Annotated in this window: 12 protein-coding genes and 2 pseudogenes; 6 read left to right on the top strand and 8 right to left on the bottom strand. The window is 69.4% G+C overall.

Going from position 1 to position 16,373, the window contains the following annotated elements; all coding sequences use genetic code 11:
- Positions 1-3 precede the first annotated feature (3 nt).
- On the bottom strand, positions 4-2,262 hold the full coding sequence (locus BLU09_RS02410; protein WP_090484910.1) for a coiled-coil domain-containing protein: 2,259 nt from the start codon (positions 2,260-2,262) through the stop codon (positions 4-6).
- A gap of 199 nt (positions 2,263-2,461) precedes the next feature.
- Between BLU09_RS02410 and BLU09_RS02415 the strand changes: the two genes are divergently transcribed.
- Both BLU09_RS02415 and BLU09_RS02425 read left to right on the top strand, forming a co-directional pair.
- The gene (locus BLU09_RS02415; RefSeq protein WP_186817676.1) at positions 2,462-5,065 is read left to right on the top strand and encodes a M16 family metallopeptidase; all 2,604 of its coding nucleotides are present in this window, start codon (positions 2,462-2,464) and stop codon (positions 5,063-5,065) included.
- 138 nt (positions 5,066-5,203) lie between these two features.
- Positions 5,204-5,803 carry a hypothetical protein gene (locus BLU09_RS02425; RefSeq protein WP_143043099.1) on the top strand — a complete coding sequence of 200 codons (600 nt, stop codon included), beginning with the start codon at positions 5,204-5,206 and terminating at the stop codon, positions 5,801-5,803.
- A 15-nt stretch (positions 5,804-5,818) separates the two neighbouring features.
- On the opposite strand, the pseudogene BLU09_RS02430 reads toward BLU09_RS02425, so the two are convergent.
- The 5 genes and pseudogenes from BLU09_RS02430 to BLU09_RS39175 form a co-directional block, all read right to left on the bottom strand.
- Positions 5,819-7,035, bottom strand: a pseudogene (locus BLU09_RS02430) (ISAzo13 family transposase).
- 878 nt (positions 7,036-7,913) lie between these two features.
- A complete protein-coding gene (locus BLU09_RS39165) occupies positions 7,914-8,564 on the bottom strand; it encodes an IS701 family transposase (RefSeq protein WP_341865160.1) in 651 nt (216 codons plus the stop codon).
- Positions 8,534-9,019 (bottom strand): annotated as a pseudogene (locus BLU09_RS39170) (IS701 family transposase); the annotation flags it as partial. The gene BLU09_RS39165 and the pseudogene BLU09_RS39170, both read right to left, overlap by 31 nt.
- Before the next feature lie 299 nt (positions 9,020-9,318).
- A complete protein-coding gene (locus tag BLU09_RS02440; RefSeq protein WP_244171363.1) occupies positions 9,319-10,230 on the bottom strand; it encodes a hypothetical protein in 912 nt (303 codons plus the stop codon).
- Positions 10,227-10,463 carry a hypothetical protein gene (locus tag BLU09_RS39175; RefSeq protein WP_244171364.1) on the bottom strand — a complete coding sequence of 79 codons (237 nt, stop codon included), beginning with the start codon at positions 10,461-10,463 and terminating at the stop codon, positions 10,227-10,229. The genes BLU09_RS02440 and BLU09_RS39175 overlap by 4 nt, the downstream gene beginning before the upstream one ends.
- Positions 10,464-10,632: 169 nt before the next feature.
- Here BLU09_RS39175 and BLU09_RS02445 point away from each other — a divergent pair, with 169 nt between their 5' ends.
- The gene (locus tag BLU09_RS02445) at positions 10,633-11,499 is read left to right on the top strand and encodes a 50S ribosomal protein L11 methyltransferase (protein WP_090484932.1); all 867 of its coding nucleotides are present in this window, start codon (positions 10,633-10,635) and stop codon (positions 11,497-11,499) included.
- Between the two features lie 132 nt (positions 11,500-11,631).
- Here the strand turns inward: BLU09_RS02445 and BLU09_RS02450 are convergent, their stop codons facing one another.
- Entirely contained in the window at positions 11,632-12,753 is a 1,122-nt protein-coding gene (locus BLU09_RS02450) for a metal-dependent hydrolase (RefSeq protein ID WP_090484934.1), read from the bottom strand.
- Positions 12,754-12,839: 86 nt separating this feature from the next.
- Here BLU09_RS02450 and BLU09_RS02455 point away from each other — a divergent pair, with 86 nt between their 5' ends.
- The 3 genes from BLU09_RS02455 (at position 12,840) to BLU09_RS02465 (ending at position 15,010) form a co-directional block, all read left to right on the top strand.
- The gene (locus tag BLU09_RS02455; protein ID WP_090484936.1) at positions 12,840-13,886 is read left to right on the top strand and encodes an AraC family transcriptional regulator; all 1,047 of its coding nucleotides are present in this window, start codon (positions 12,840-12,842) and stop codon (positions 13,884-13,886) included.
- A gap of 107 nt (positions 13,887-13,993) precedes the next feature.
- Entirely contained in the window at positions 13,994-14,485 is a 492-nt protein-coding gene (locus BLU09_RS02460; RefSeq protein ID WP_090486952.1) for an Mpo1 family 2-hydroxy fatty acid dioxygenase, read from the top strand.
- A gap of 9 nt (positions 14,486-14,494) precedes the next feature.
- Positions 14,495-15,010 (top strand): Mpo1 family 2-hydroxy fatty acid dioxygenase, encoded by a 516-nt coding sequence (locus tag BLU09_RS02465; protein ID WP_090484938.1) that lies wholly within the window; start codon positions 14,495-14,497, stop codon positions 15,008-15,010.
- A 22-nt stretch (positions 15,011-15,032) separates the two neighbouring features.
- Here BLU09_RS02465 and BLU09_RS02470 read toward each other — a convergent pair whose 3' ends face one another.
- Positions 15,033-16,277 carry an adenylate/guanylate cyclase domain-containing protein gene (locus BLU09_RS02470; protein WP_244171366.1) on the bottom strand — a complete coding sequence of 415 codons (1,245 nt, stop codon included), beginning with the start codon at positions 16,275-16,277 and terminating at the stop codon, positions 15,033-15,035.
- Positions 16,278-16,373 lie beyond the last annotated feature (96 nt).

Genomic DNA, 16,373 nt, shown 5'->3' on the forward strand with positions numbered 1-16,373 from the left:
CCTCTACCTCTTGCCCTTCAATTGCGCCTCCAGCCGGGCAATCTTCGCCTTGTAGCCCGCCGCGTTCTCGAGCGCTGCCTCGGCCGCCACCAGCTTGCGCTTGAGGTTGGCCGCGTCCGCCTTGAGCTGCTCGCGCTCCGCCTCCCAGTCCGCTGACGCACCCGCGCCCTGGGAGGGAGTCCCTGGCTGCTCGGCCAGCTTCGCCTCGAGCGCCCGCCGCGCCTCCTGCTCCGCTCGCAGCGAGGCTTCCATGTCGGCCCGCTTCTGCTCCTCGGCCTTCAGCGACGCCTCCGCGCGAGCCAGCTTCGCCTCGGTCGCAGCGCGCGCCGCGTCCGACTTGCCTGCCGACGCGGCCTGGGCCTTCGCGCCTTCCAGGGCCCCCTCCATCATCTTCAGCCGGCCCTGGAGGCGCTCCACCTTGTCCGCCTCGGCGCGCGCGGCCTCCAGTTCCTCGGTGAGCGAGGCCACCTGCGCCTCGGCGCCGCCCTGCCCCACCGTCAGCGACTCCACCTGGGCCTCGGCCTGGGCCGCCTTCACCTCCGCATCGGTGCGCTCGGCCTCCGCCGCCTCGCGGCGCGCACGCTCCAGCGCCAGCGCCTCCTGGGCCTTCGCCACCTCTGCTTGCAGCCGCGCCAGCTCCGCCTCGCGCTGACCGGACGCCGCCTCCAGCATGGACACCCGGGCGGCCAGGCCGACGCGCTCGGCGTCCTTGGTGGCCGCCTTCAGCTCCACCGCGGCGAGCTGCTCCTTCCACGACGCATGGTCCGCGTGCGCGGCCTCCACCGCCGCCGTCAGCTCCGACACCTTCGTCTCGGCCTGCTGCACCGCCTCGCCCAGCGCCGCCGCGTCCGCTTCCATGCGGTCGCGCAACGACACCTGCTCCACCTCGGCGGCCTCCAGCGCCTCCTTCAGCGCCGCGGCCTCGCCCTCCGCCAGCTGCGCCCGCTCGCTGGCCTGTGCCAGTCCCTCTTCCAGGGCCAGTGAGCGCTCCTCGGCCTTCGCCGCCTCCGCCTCCAGCTTCGCCTTGAGCTGGGCCAGCTCCGCCGTGCGCGCCTCCAGCGCCTGACGCAGCGCGGGCAGCTCCGCGGCCTCGGTGGTCCGCGCGGTGAGCGCCGCGCGCAGGCCCACGATTTCGGCGTCCTTCAGCGCCAGCGAACGCTCCAGCTCCGCCACCTGCTCCTGCAGGGTGCGCAGCCCGTCCTCCACCACCGCCAGCTGCTTGCGCGCCTCGTCGCGCTCGGCCTCCAGCGTGCCCGCGCGGCCCTGGGCCTCCTCCAGCGAGCTCTTCGACCAGTCGCTCTCGCTCTCCAGCGCGCTCAGCCCGGACTGGGCCTCCGCCAGCGCGGCCTCCAGCTGCGCGGTGCGCAGGCCCAGCGAGTCCTTCTCCGACGACGCTGCCTCCAACTCGGAGGTCAGCCGCTCCACGTCGGCGATGGCCTGCTGGTACTGCTCCTGGACGGCCTCCAGGGCGCCCTGGGCCTCGGACTTCTCCGCGGCCAGCTCCGCCACGCGGTCCTGGGCCAGCGACAGCGCTTCCTTCGCGCCAATCAGCTCCTCGGCCACGGCGCCACGGGCCTCGCGCTCCTCCTGGAGCTCCGCCGTCAGGCGCGGCACATCGGATTCGACCTCCGCCAGCGCGCGAGACAGGTCCTTGCGGTCCGCCTCCACCGCGGAGAGCTCTCCCTGGAGGCTGGCGAGCCGCGACTGGGTCTCCGCCTCCGCCCGGGCCAGTTCCTCCTGGAAGGCGGCGACACTGGCCTTCGACTCCGCCAGCTCCTTGCGCGCCAGCGTCAGCGACTGCTTCACGCCGTTGAGCTCGCCGTCGCGCTCCGCGTACAGCGTCCGGGCCCGCGCCAGGGTCTCCGTCTTCTGGCGGACCACGGCCCGGAAGTACTCCAGCTTGTCCTCGGGCGAGCCGCCCATGGGCATCCGGATTTCGGGCGGCTCACCGAATGGATCATTCCCCGGGGCCCGCGCGGCGCGGACGGCGGGGGCAGCAGCAGCGGCAGCCGGGGACGCGGGCGCCTTCGGGGACGCGGGCGCTCCCGTGCCCTTGGGCACGGCGGCCAGGGGGGCGGCCGGACGGCGCGGCGGCAACGGAGGCGGAGCGGCGGGCGGTGGAGCCGAGGGCGGTGGCTTTGGCAAGGGCCTGGAGGCCACGGGGGCGGGGGCGGCGGGGGCCACCGAGGCACCGGTGTCTTCCAGGTCCAGGCTTTCGCGCAGGTCCGCGAGCGGATCCACCTCTTCCGGAGGTGACGGCATGGGCGGGCGCAGGTTACCCCCCGAACGGGCTCACGACCAGAGACGCGTGGGCATGTGCGCGTCCGAAGTCCATCCATCCGGTCGGACGGCAGCCGTACAGTCCCCTCGACGCCGGGGCTCCCGGGCGTTAGCCAGTGAGGGAAAACATCACACCTCGCCTTGCCCTCCCAGTGGGCCGGTGACAGCTTCGGACGTTTCTATGGCCATCCGCTACGCGCTACCCAACGGGCTTACCGTCGTCTTCGAGGAGCAGCACGCCGCCAAGGTCGCGGCCTTCCAGGTCTGGGTCAAGGCCGGGAGCGCCGACGAGCGGCCGGACCAGGCAGGGCTGGCCCACCTGCACGAGCACATGCTCTTCAAGGGCACCGAGCGCCGCGGCCCCGGTGAGGTCGCCCGGGACGTGGAGTCCCATGGCGGCGAAATCAACGCCTGGACCTCCTACGACCAGACCGTCTACCACATCGTCATCGCCAGCCAGTTCGCCCGGATGGGCCTGGACATCCTGGGCGATGCGGTGCGCCGGTCGGCCTTCGACGCGGACGAGCTGTCGCGCGAAATCGAGGTGGTGTGCGAGGAAATCAAGCGCAGTCAGGACACGCCGTCCCGCCGCGCCTCGCGCGACCTCTTCTCCACCGCCTATCAGGTGCACCCCTACCGGCTGCCCGTCATCGGCACCGACGAGAGCGTGCGCAGCTTCACGCGGGAGAAGGTGCTGGAGTTCTACCACCGCCACTACACGCCCAAGAACCTGGTGCTGTCGGTGGCGGGAGACTTGCGCGAGGCGGACCTGCGCGAGTGGGTGGACGACATCTTCGGCGGCGACTGGGGCCGGCCGTATGAGGGCCGGGTAGCGCGCGCCCCGGAGCCCGTGGCCACGGGCCGGCGCATCCTGCTGCGCCCGGACGAGGTGAAGGAGGCCTACCTCCACCTGGCCTTCGGGATTCCCCAGGCGGACCACGAGGACGTGCCCGCGCTGGACGTGCTGGCGATGATTGCCGGCCAGGGGGACGCGTCCCGGCTGGTGCGCGAGGTGAAGCGCCGCCACAACCTGGTCAACGACATCCACACCTTCGCGTATACGCCCACGGACCCGGGCCTCTTCTCCGCGTCGCTGACGCTCCAGCCCGCCAACGCCGTCCGGGCGCTGGAGGAGACGGCGCGAGGGCTGGCCACGCTGCGCGCCACGCCGGTGACGGCGGAGGAGCTGGCCACGGCCAAGGCGCTGGTGGAAGCGGAGGCCGTGTACCAGCGCGAGACGGTACAGGGCGTGGCCCGGAAGATGGGCTTCTACCAGTCCGGCATGGGCAGCCTGGAGGCGGAGGCCCGCTACTACGAGGCCGTGCGCAACCTCACGCCCGAGCACCTGCGCGCCGCCGCCGAGCGCTACCTGCGCTTCGACCGCGCCGTCGTCACCGGGCTGCTGCCGGAGGGCACGCCGCTGACGGAGGCGCAGGTGCACGAGGTGCTGGATGCCGTGGACCGCGCGCCCGCCGCGGCGCCGCCCGAGCGCAAGCCGCGCAAGGTGGCCGTGAGTGACTCGCCGGTGCGCATCCTGAAGGGCACGAGCGCTGGCCCCAGCGACATCATCACGGAGAAGCTGCCGTCGGGCGCGACGATTGTCGTGCGCGTGGAGCCCGCGGTGCCGCTGTTCGCCATCCGCGCCGCCTTCGCGGGCGGTCTGCGCTACGAGACGCCGGAGGACAACGGCATCACCACGCTGCTCACCCGCAGCATCACGCGGGGGACGCCGACGCACGACGCGGAGGAGGTCTCCGACCTCATCGACGCGTACGCGGGCAGCCTGGGTGGCCAGGGTGGGCGCAACTCGGTGGGCCTGCGCGGTGAGTTCCTGTCGCGCCACTTCGAGCCGGCCTTCCGCCTCTTCGCGGACTGCCTGCTCAATCCCTCGTTCCCGGAGGCCGAGGTCGCCCGCGAGCGCACGCTGCTGCTCCAGGACATCCTCACGCGCGAGGACAAGCCGTCCAGCGTGGCCTTCGACCTGTTCAGCAAGACCATCTACCGCACGCACCCCTACCGGATGCCCACCACAGGTGAGCAGGCGTCCGTGGAGAAGCTGACGCCGGAGCTGCTGCGCGCGTGGCACGCGGCGCACATGGACCCGTCGCAGCTGACGCTCAGCGTGGTGGGCGACGTGAAGGTGGACGAGGTGATGGCCCTGGCGCGCGAGTACTTCGGCGCGTCGCGCGGCAAGGCGGCCCCGCCGCCGAAGGTGTCGCTGGAGGCGCCCCTGGAGGGGCCTCGCGAGGCGAAGAAGGTGCTGGCGCGGGCCCAGGCGCACCTGGTGCTCGGCTTCCCGGGCATCCGGGTGGGCGACCCGCAGCAGCACGCGCTGGAGGTGCTCTCCACGGTGCTGTCCGGCCAGGGCGGGCGGCTCTTCGTGGAGCTGCGGGACAAGCGCTCCATGGCGTACAGCGTCAGCTCGTTCGCCATCGAAGGCGTGGATCCGGGCTACTTCGCCACGTACATGGGCACCAGCCCGGAGAAGGTGGACGCGGCGCTGGCCGGCATCCGCGCGGAGCTGGAGCGCGTGCGCGACGAGCCCATCCCCGCCGAGGAGCTGGCGCGCGCCAAGCAGCACCTCATCGGCACGCACGAGATTGGCCTGCAGCGCAACGGCTCGCGCGCGGCGCTGCTGGCGCTGGACACCTGCTACGGCCTGGGCCTGGAGAACTTCCTCCACTACGCGGACCACGTCGCCAAGGTGACAGCGGACGACGTGCGCGAGGTGGCGCGCAAAATCATCAACTTCGACCGCAGCGCGTTGGCGGTCGTCGGTCCGTAGCGACGCGGTGTCCCTCGGGAGGACACGCCACCCCTAGAGGGCGGTGCTCCCGAGGGCGCCTTCGATGGCTTCGAGCAGGGGCTTCACGTGCCACTTTCCGCGTACCCGAGAGCCCCCAAACTCCAACTGGACCCACGTGTGCCTTTCGTCGAGGCAGTCACGAAGGTCTTTGAGGGGCGAGCAAGTATCGAAGATGCCGCCAACGTGCTCAGGGAAGCCGAGCGTCGGCACGGCGTCTACATCCTAGCGGTGGGGCAATGCGGGGTCTTCGATTGGATGCACGTGCCGCGTTCAGGGGCTCCCACCATCACACTGCAACAGGCGTTTGGCCTCCTCAACAACGCGGAAGCCTTTGACGCGCACTTCGAGCTCAACGATACCCGTGAAGGTGAATGGTGTGAGCGGGTCTTCTTCCCGTTCCTCGACGACACGTGGCTCTTCGTCGATGGGGGCTTCTTCTCCACGTTCTGCGGCATCCTCACCTCGGAGCCCGTTGCGATAACGCACTCGTATCGCTCATGGGGACATACCCTGGCGGACTGGGCCAACTCGCGGAACATTCCGCGTCCGAGCGGCGCACGAGATGCGGAGCGGCTGCAGTGGGAGTACATCGACTTCTACATGACGGACTATCTGGAGCCACTCCTGGAAGACGGTACCAGGTGGCTCTCGACGGTTTGCGAGGTGCTCTCCTTCAACTCGAAACGACTGGAAGCAGAGCTGTCTCCTCGAAGGTAAGGGCTTGATCAGAAATTAATTATCCATCCGGGGCTTGAGGACGTAGTTCCAGTCCCCATGGAAGGCCGCGCGGACGAGGTGGAGTTCGTGCATGGCCTCATGAGAGACGCTGACTCCTGTGCGGTAGCGCCGCCGGTCCAGCCGTACTTTCACCTTCAGGCCCTTGGTGTTGGTCGTGGTGCCGATGAGGTTCACCACCGTCTCGTAGTCCTCCAGGGGGCGGCCTCTCCAATTCATGCTGATGTGGCTGAAGAGGCGATGCTCCACCTTGTTCCATTTGCTCGTACCGGGCGGGAAATGACAGACGCTGATGCAAAGCCCCGTCGCGTCCGCCAGCCGCTGCAACTCGGCCTTCCAGACCCGGCTTCGCGCGCTGTTGCTGCCGCCCGAGTCCGCCGTGCCGTCACCAGGAGTTCCTTCGCCCCGGGGTAGCGCTCATGGCCCATTTTGCGCCACCACGCGCCGAGGCTGTTGACGGCGAAGACGGGCGTGTCGTGGTCCACCCCCACCGACACCCAGGCGCTGTTGTCCCCGATGTCATACACCCCATAGGGAATCGCCTTGCCCACCGCCGTGTCCGGGAAGTCATGCGTCAGGCTCAGCACCGGCGCCCCCGCCGGCTGCCATTCACGGCCTCCATTCTTGAACTCCCCCACCAACTCCTTCTTCTTCGTGTCCACCGAAACGACGGGCTGTCCCCGAGCCTGGAACTCCTGCACCTGGGCGTTGATGTGCTCGAACTGGGCGTTGCGGTCCGGGTGCGACTCTCCCTCCAACGACTTGGAGACCGCCTGCAAGCTGTAGCCCTGGCTCTTGAGCAACTCGCCCACCTTCTGTGGGCTCACGTTGTAGCCGTGCTTCTCCAACTCCGCGGCCAGCATCCTCGTGCTCTTGCACGTCCAGCGCAGCGGCGACTCCGGGTCCCCCCGAGTCACCGGGTCCACCAGCGACTCCAGGGTTTCGGTCAGCCCCGGCTGGGCTACTTCCACCGGCGGGCGGCCCGCGCCCTTGCGCCGCACCCGCACCAGCGCTCCTTCAGGCCTCTTCCCGCTCACCTCGTCGCGCCCCGCGCGCACCGTCATGCGCGCCAAGTCTGTCGCCCGGGCGACCGCTGTGACGCCGCCTCGCCCCAGCGCGAGTGCCTCGGCGCCTGCCCAGCGGCGCGTCACTCGCTCATCCATGACGTCTCGGAGTGCCTGGTAGCGCTCCGCCACGGCCTTTTCCGCGTCCATATCCGGCCAACACGCCCGGTCGCCTGGCTATTCACCTATTCGGATAACTAATTCCTGAACGGGCCCTAACAGCTCGCCGTCCCTTTCCCAGGGCAGCATCAACACCGCAGCCAGCGGAACGAGCACCAGCCATACTGGGGCGACGTGTCGTTTTGACTTGGTATTTCGACACAGTGAATTTGAACGGTTCAGATGGTTCCGTCCTCCTCGGTGCAGGCCCAAGTACTACGAGGTCACTTCGGAAGTAACGATGGTCAATCACAGGAGCAAAATAGCGGCATGTTCACCCCCCTGAAGAACGAAGCTATTCGGTGTTACAGACTCTTGAACGAAATCTCTCTCTCCTTTGGCTTGATCGAAGGGGAGACGCTGGAGACCCGCTTACGGTACCTCGATGAACTTCTTAGCGATCCAAACAGAGGGCCCCTCGGTTCGGAACCGAGCGATACACGAGACACAGAAGAACTAGGCCGGGCCTTCGAGCGTGGAGACCCCACCAAAAGCAACGAGGCACATCCGGACATCGTTGCCGCTGGAGGTTCGCCGCCTCCCGATTGGCTCCAGCTCATCCCTAGCGGAACTATCGGTCATCTGAGCCGCTGGGAGTTCATTAAGGGAGACCCAGACCCGCATCCGTCCGTTCCCCACGGCCACGACCAAGGACGAACTTTCCCGAAGCTCGACCCCTATCTCGGTTGGATCCACGTCTCCACTACAAAGAGAGGGGGACGACTCAGCAAGAATGACACGCGCGCGCTTTGGAACGATGAACGCTTCCGCGACTTCGCATCAGCCGCTCTTGTTCACTTCATCCAAGAGAACCCGGGCTACGTATGGCGAGTGGAACGTCCATTGCGGCTACCGCGACGACGCTAATACTACCCGGTCATATGCGTGACGGCCCCCGAGGAGGTGCGCGGGCGCTGATATGGCGCAGGCAGAGGGGGCAGTGGCCGATGCGGCGCAGCAGCAGGTGCTGTAGGCGGCGGCGCACCTCGGGCAGCGTCCAGCGTGTTCTCCTCCGGGGGGAAAAGCGCTCGGCGGAGCGCGAGGAATCCGTGGGCGACCATGCAGAGGGTGGCGTGGTGGTGGAAGCCTCGCCACCCTCGCCCCTCGAAGTGGTCAAGCCCCACTTCGCCTTTGAGTTCCTGGTAGTCGCGCTCCACTCTCCAGCGCAGCTTGGACAAGCGCACCAACTCCTTGAGTGGCGTGTTCGCGGGCAGCGAGCAGAGCGAGTACTTCGACGGCGCCTTCTCCTCCTGGGGCCACTCGATGAGCAGCCACACCTCTTCACTCGGCGCAGCTCGCTGGACGTGCCGCTCCGCCGTCCGCACGCGCACGGCGGCAAAGCGGGAGGACTGTTCGCCTCGACTGCCCTCGCGCCAAACGACAGTCTGGAATTCCTCCTTGGGAAGTTGACGCGCCAACTCCTCGATGGCCCAGGGCTGCACGCCCTCGGCCACGTAGCGCGTGCGCGGGCGCCCATTCTGGACCGGCTCCCTCTCGGGCTTTCGCGGCCGGGCGGCCACACCTTGTGCGAGCCCTGCACGCCCATCAGGTAATGCAGCCCCCGCTCGCGCACTCCGTCGCGGAACTCTCGCGCGTCGCCATACCCTGCATCGGCTAAGACGAGGTGCCGGCGCACGCCCCACGCCAATGCGTCATCCAACTGGCGCAGCGCTATCTGCCACTTCTTCTGGAACTTCACTCCAGCAGGAATTCCAACGGCCTTGCAGCGCTTCCTGCTGCGCGCCCACTCCTCAGGCAGGTACAACTGCATGGCGATGCAGCCGCTACCTCTCTCTCCAGCGAGATGCAGACTGACGGCCACCTGGCAGTTCTCCGTCCGCCCCAGAGTGCCCGAATACTGGCGCGCCACGCCCACTGAATGCACGCCCTTCTTCGGAAAGCCCGTGTCGTCAATGACGAGGGCCTCCAGGCCCGGTAGCTCGCGCTCGAGCTGCCGCGCTAGGCGCCGTCGCATTTCGCAGTCGTCCTATTTCGCGCCGGACACGCACTGCTGAAGCCGCTGGCGCATGGCCTCCGTCTGCTCGGGCGCTTCGACGAGCCGAGCCGCCATGGGGTCGATGCTCTTGCGTTCTCCGTCGAGCAGCAGTCCGGTGAGGTAGCCGCGCGAGGGCGCGACGTCTCTCGGTCCGGCCCATTCCCTCCGTCATCGAGTCCAGGAATTCGCTCAGCTCCCGGTCAAGCTTGCGTAATTGGGCGGGCGTCATGCTCCGTCAACACGGGGCGACCGCGCCCGATTCATCTGACCGAGTCGTATTAGAGGGCGGTGCTCCCGAGGGCGCCTTCGATGGCTTCGAGCAGGGGCTGTGCCGGAGCGCCCGGAAGCGTCGTGCAGCCCCGCGCCAGCTCCCGCTTCATCCGCAGCCGGTCCGGGTGTGAGCGCGCCTCTCCGGCCAGCGCCTCCGGGTCCACCGGCGTGGCCAGCAGCGTCGCGCAGGTGCGGAAGGTCTCCAGCCGGTCCAGGTCCTCTTCTTCCAGCGTGACGGGCGTACCATCCAGCGCCAGTCCGACGAAGGACAGCCGCCGAATCTCATCCGCCGTCAGCACCAGCGCCCCGTTGAGGGTGAGCCGGGGCGGAGGCTGCGGGTCCGGTCCTCCCGCCAGCTCCACCACCCCGTCCACGGGCTTGGGTTGGCAGGGCACCTCGCGCAAGGACAGCAGCTCATCCGTCTTGCGCGTCTCCCGCGTCTCGCCGCTGCGGGAGAGCTGAACGATGCCGGCCACCACCGCGGGCACACCGGCGATGAGCAGCCCCAAGCCCCACCCCGTGGCGACGTCGCGGCTGGAGGCGCCGTAACGGCCCTTCTCATCGATGGCGGAGCGGTTCGGCGTGTCCGAGAACAGCGTGCGCCCCACCAGCAGCGTCCCGCCCAGCACCGTGAGAATGCCTCCGGTGCTCACCGCCGCCGCCGCGCCCGTGTTGCTGTGCGTGGAGATGATGTCCTCCGCGTACTCCCCATGCTGCTCGGTGCGGCAGATGTCCGACGAGGAGAACGCCAGCGTGAGCTGGGGCCACTGCACCTGCGTCGTGGCGAAGGGGATGCGCTCGTTCAGCGCCTTCTCCTGGGAGTAGGTCCGCAAGAGCGGCCCGCGCTCCGTCCTCCGCTCCACGTCCAGCGGCGCGCACCCCACCGCCATCACCAACACCGCCGCCCCTAGACGCTTCATGGTTGGCCCTCCCGGAAGAAGCCCGCGACGTCCGGGCACTCGGTGAGAAACCGCGTCGCGTCCGCACAGGTCGGGGGGTGGTCCGTGGACATGCCCCAGCTCAGCAGAGGCTCGCGGCACTCCAGGACGCGCTCCCGCGAGGGAGCTGCGAAGGCAAAGGCGTCGCCCTCGCAGCCCGTCCGCTGGAGGAGGGTGGCCTCGCAGCTCAACCCCAGGTCAAGCTGCACCGCCACGCCGGGACAGGCTACTGCCGACCGGCAAAGCCGGACGACGACATCCCGACAGACCGCGGCATCCGGCGCGTCCGGACCCGAGCAGGCAGTCAGGCAGATCAGGGGCCACCAACGAATGAGGCGTCTCACGGCGCTTCCACGCTAGCCACGCTGGGATTAAAGGGCCCGCATGTCCCAGACCTATCTGTCACTCACAGTGGAGTTGCCCGAGGAAGCGTCCGAGGCCGTACAGGACCTCCTCCACGAGTCGGGCGCGCTGGGCCTCGAAGTGCGGGACCGCGAAGCGCCCCTCATGCCGGGCGTGCGCGGACCGAACCCTGGCGAGGCCATCATCATCGGCTACTTCGACGAGCGCGACACGGCCGAGTCCGCCCGTGATGAGGTGGCCGCGTCCTTCCCCGAGGCGAAGCTCACATTGGATGAGCAGCCCCAGCAGGACTGGAGCAACGAGTGGAAGTCGCTCATCAAGTCCGTGCATGTGGGCAGGTTGTGGGTCGGTCCTCCGTGGGACAAGGCGAACGCACCCGCGGGCACCGTGCAGCTCGTGATTGAGCCGAAGATGGCCTTTGGCACCGGCGACCACCCGACGACGTCCCTGTGTCTGGCCGCGGTGGACGCGTACATGGCCGAGCACCCGGGCGCCTCGGTCCTGGACGTGGGCACCGGCACGGGCGTGCTGGCCATCGCCGCGAAGAAGCTGGGCGCGGGCCGCACCGTGGCCACCGACAACGACCCCATCTCCGTGGAGCTGGCGCAGGAGAACCAGGCGGAGAACGGCACGCCGGACATCGAGGTCTCCGGCAAGGAGCTGACCCAGGTGGAGGGCACCTTCGACCTGGTGCTCGCCAACATCCTGGCCAACACGCTCATCGAGCTGGCTCCGCTGATTGTGGCGAAGACGAAGGACCGGCTCGTGCTGGCGGGTGTGCTCTCCCACCAGCGCGCGGACGTGGAAGCCGCCTACCGCAACCTGGGCCTCACCGTGTTGACCGGCGCCACCCAGGGCGAATGGGTGCGCATCGACCTGCAGCGCTGAAGTGCGTGGCGCCGTCCCCGTGAGGCATGCGCGGGGACGGCGGCCCTGGGGTGCCAGGCATCGCTCGCAGGCGCCTGCCTTGGCATCTGCTCCACCTCCCGCCTGGCATCGCGAGTGGCGGAGGACATGCCCCTACGGCCGTTCGACCCGGACGGGGCGCAGCGCACCATCCAGCACCACCACCGCCGTGCCCAGGCCGCCGCTCTGCATCCGGGAGTAACGGACGTCGCGGATGGTGACGCGCCATCCATCGGCGCGCTCATCCACCTGATACGTGGGCAGGCGCAGCCAGTTGGCCAGCCCTCGAATCTGCGGCGCCGACAACGCGGCCTGGATGACAGGCCCGGGCTGGGCTTCACGCGGCACGCTGGCGTCACTGATGCGGAAGCGGCCCGCGTCGCCCGCCAGTAAGTCGGCTCGGACGAAGTGGTAGCGGTCCGGTCCCAAGGCGATGATGTCCCGCACGAAGGGGTTGGCCGGCAGCGGTCCCGCGATGGCGCGCTCCACGGGGAGGTTCTGCGAGCGAAGCCATTCCAGGGCACGCGGCGCGGCCACCTGCGAGCCCAAGAAGATGGCTCCCAGGTAGAGCAACAGGCCCACGCCGCAGACCCGGGCCACACGCTGCGCGGAGAGGACGTGGGTCCCACGCAGCCGCAACCAGAGGATGGCGACCACGCCCACGGCCCACATCACCTTCGCGGGCCATGGGACGAACGCGGGAACCATGATGAGCGCGGTGGAGGCCACGCCGAGCACCACCCACCCCGCAGCGGACCTGCGCGTGCGCGCATCCGCCATGATGACGGCGGCGCCCGCGAGCAGCCACACCCACGGGTCGATGATGAAGAGCGCGTCGCCGTAGAACCACGTCCCGTCAAAAGGCATCAGCAGCCGGACGCCATACGTGTTGAGCCAGTCCAGGGCGGGGTGGCTCAGCACCGACAACGTGGACAGCAACAGCAACGGCCCGAAGCGAGCCGGCGGCAGGTCCGGATGCCTGCGCCTGCGCACGTACCGGTCCCAGAGCAGCATCAATCCCGTGAGCACGAAGGGCCACAGGGCCAGGGCGAGCACGCCGTGCGTCCAGCCCCGGCGCCAGTAGAGCGACGCATCCGAGCCCGCCAGGGTGACGAGGCCATCGACATCCGGCAGGTTGGCGCCGATGACGAGCGTCGCGGTGGCCAGCGGCGTGGTGCGCTTCAGCCCCGCCTCCGCCATCCACGCACCGACGAGCGAGTGAGCCAGATTGTCCATGCCCCCACTCTAGGCCTGCCCGCACCGTCCAGCGCCGCTCCAGGGTGGTGGGCCCCGCGCCCGAGACACGGTAGCGTCGCGCCCGCGTGGAGATGCAGCCCCCTTCCCGGCCACCAACCGACGTCCGCTCCCAGCTCGTGGGACCGATGCTCGCCTACCTGCGCGCGACGGGGCGCGACCCGTCCCCGCTGGTGGAGCGCTTCGGGCTACCCGCCAACGCGAGCGCGCTGCCCGAAGTCACCCTCCCGCTGGCCACCCTCCACGCCTTCCTCGACGCGGCCGAGGCCCTGTCCGGAGACGCCTTCCTCGGCCTGCACGTGGCGCAGCGAGTCCCGCGCGGAAACTACGGACTGGTGGAGTACATCGCCCGGGCCTCCCCCACCGTCCGCGACACCTTCCGCGCGCTGGCCCGGTACATGGCGCTGCTGGAGCCCGCCTGGCGCGCCTCCTTCCAGGACGCACCGGACGGCAGCGGCACCTTCGTCTACGGCATCCCCGGCGAGCCCCTTGCCTACGGCCGCCACGCCAGCGAGTTCGGACTGGCCCTCTTCGTCCATGTCGGGCGCCAGCTCACCGAACACCCGTGGAATCCGCGCCACGTCTCCTTCGCCCACCCCGCCCCCGCGGACCTCCGCCCGCTCGAGCAGCACTTTGGCGTCACCCCGGCGTTCGACGCGGGCCGCAACGCCCTGACGCTGGACGCGGCCACGCTGGCGCTGCGCGTGGTGGACGCGGACCCCGTCCTCCTGTCCGTCCTGGAGCGCGCCGCTGGCACCCCCGCCGCCGAGCCACCGGCTGCGCCCCCCACGCCCCCCTTCCTGCAACAGGTCCGCGACGCCCTCCGCGCCTCCCTGCGGGACGGAGCGCCGCAGATGGGCGACGTGGCCCGGCAGCTCCACGTCAGCCCCCGCACCCTCCAGCGCCGGCTCGCCGAGCACGCCACGTCGTTCCAGGACGAGGTCGACGCAGTGCGCCGTGAGCTGGCCTTCGACTACCTGAGGGACGCGCACCTGGGGGTCAGCGAGGTGGCCTTCCTCCTGGGGTACTCGGAGCTGAGCACCTTCGACCGCGCCTTCAAGCGGTGGACGGGCATGACGCCCCGCGTCTGGCGCGAGCGGCCCGAAGCGGGCTGAGCCCGGGTGGCGTGCTCGGCCAGGAGATTGGCGTCCGCGGCCAGGAAACCCAGCGCCACTTCCCCTACGCTGCGAAGCATCCACACCCCTTCGCTTCCGGAGGACGCATGCTCAAGCCCCATGTCGTCGCCCTCTTCGACGAGTACTACTCCTCGCATCAGCACCCGACGAACCGGCTGACGCACAAGATCGCCATCCCGCTCATCGTGCTCCACATCGTCGCGATGCTGGACTGGGTGCACCTGCTGGCGGTGCCCGCGATTCCCGGCGGCTCGCTGACGCTGGGCATGGTGGTGTTGGCCCTGGCTGCCGTCTGGTACCTGCGCGCCGACGTGAAGCTGGGCATCATCGTGGTGCTCTTCATGGCCGCGTGCTTTCCGGTGGGCCGGCTGATGCCCACGTGGAGCGTGGTGGTCATGGCCGCGTTCGCGTGGCTGGTACAACTGGCCGGACACAGCGTGTGGGAGAAGAAGTCGCCTTCCTTCCTCACCAACCTGGTGCACGCGCTGGTGGGCCCGCTCTTCTTCGTCGCGGTGCTCCTGGGGGACTACGTCCTCAAGCCGCAGCAGCAGGCCGCCACCACGCCGGTCCGCGCGTAGTCCCACGCCATGACGAGCTTCGCCGACAAGCTGCGCGTCTGGTTACCCCTGCATGAGAACGGCGTCAGCCGCGCCGTGCACTTCGTGGGGGCCTACATGTTCATCTTCGCGTTGCTCGTCCCGCTCAGCTTCGTCCGGCTGCCCGTGGGTGACGCGGCGCTCACGGCGGCGCACGTGCTGCTGCTCGCGGTGGTCCTCTACGCCGTCTCCCTGGAGTGGACTGCGGGGCTGCTGATGGCGCTGCCCCTGGCGCCCACGCTGCTCGCCGCGGAGGCCGTCGTCGCGAGGTTTCCGGTGGGCACCGCCGCCGCGGTGGCGGTGGGCGTCATGGCCGTGCGCTTCGCGCTCGTCGTCGGCGCGCACGTCGTCTTCGAGAAGAAGACGCATGGCCTGGCCCTGGGCGGGCCCCTGCTCTTCTTCATCGAGCCCGTGTACCTGCTCACCGTGGCCCTGTTCTCGCTGGGCATGAAGCAGACGCTGCGGGCCGAGGTGATGACGGCCCCCGGCGTGTCACAGCCCGCCTGAGCGCCCACGCCGCGGCGAGGCGCTACGTGCCCGCCGCGGCCTTGAGCACGGGCGCTACGTCCTCATGGGTGCGCGGGCCGTGCAGGGAGTACACGACCACGGACTCCCGCCGGCCCTTCACGTGCGCTTCGCCCAGGCGCTCGCCCGTGAAATGCCCGCCGCTCATCTGCCACGTCCGCTCGCTCACCAGGATGTCCACGCCGTGGGACTTGGTGAGGCCCTCCACGCGAGACGCCAGGTTCACCGCGTCACCGATGACGGTGTACTCGTGCTGCTCGGCGCCGCCGAGCATGCCCGCCGCCACCATGCCGGTGTGCAGCCCGATGCCGATGCGCAGCGGCGGCAGACCTCGCTGCACGCGCTGGGCGTTGATGTCCTCCAGCTTGGCGCGCATGTCGAGCGCCGCCCGCATGGCCAGCTCCGCGTGGTTCTCGCGCGCATCCGGAACGCCCCAGCACGCGAGCATCCCGTCGCCCAGGAACTTGTTCACGATGCCGTGGCGCGCCATGACGATGTGGGCCATGTGCCCGAAGTAGTCGTCCAGCAGTTCCAGCACCTGCCCCGGGTCCAGCGTCTCGCTCAGGGTGGTGAAGTCGCGGATGTCGCTGAAGAGGATGGTGACGTCGCGCTGCACCGGCTGGAGGGAGGCATCCCCCAGTTGCATCACCCGCTCCACCACCTGCCGGGGCAGGAAGCGGGACAGGCCGTCGCGGCGCCGCAAATTGAGGAACATGCCACCCACTTCCGAGTTCGTCAGCGCGATGAGCGCGCCCAAGGCGGCGTAGCAGATGAGGACGAAGCTGGTGCGCGCCACCGAGCCGTGCCCCGTCACCCACGCGAGCAGCGCGTAGGCGCCGCTGGACAGCACCGTGGATAACAGCACGTGCCACCATGAGTAACGCACCACGGAGAACGCCAGCACCATGCCCAGGCTGGCGCACAACATGCCGGCGTCGAAGGCGCCGGAGATGCGCCAGGTGTGCCACGCCATGAAGGAGAAGAAGCTGGTGTCCGCCAGCGTCGTGGGCACGGGCAGCCACCGGGCCCGCTTCGGGTGCGGCTTCTGGAGCAGCAGCACGGCGATGGCGACGACGGAGAAGAGCACGTACGCGGCCATCGCCTGCAGGCGCACGCCGTCCACCGGTGCCGAGTACGTCTCCCCTCCGCCCCAGGCGATGACGACCTGGCTGACCGCCATCAGCAACACCACCACGACGCGGACGATGGCCACGCGGCGCTCGCCCTGAAGCGAGCTGGTTGCCAGCACCACATCTTCGTTGGAGTGTGATGTGGCTTTGTCGCTGCGGCGCATGGTGACGAGCACTGCCCGCTATCGTGCCTCAACTCCCCCACGACAGCGAGG

The sequence above is a fragment of the Myxococcus virescens genome (assembly GCF_900101905.1).
GTDB lineage: Bacteria > Myxococcota > Myxococcia > Myxococcales > Myxococcaceae > Myxococcus > Myxococcus virescens.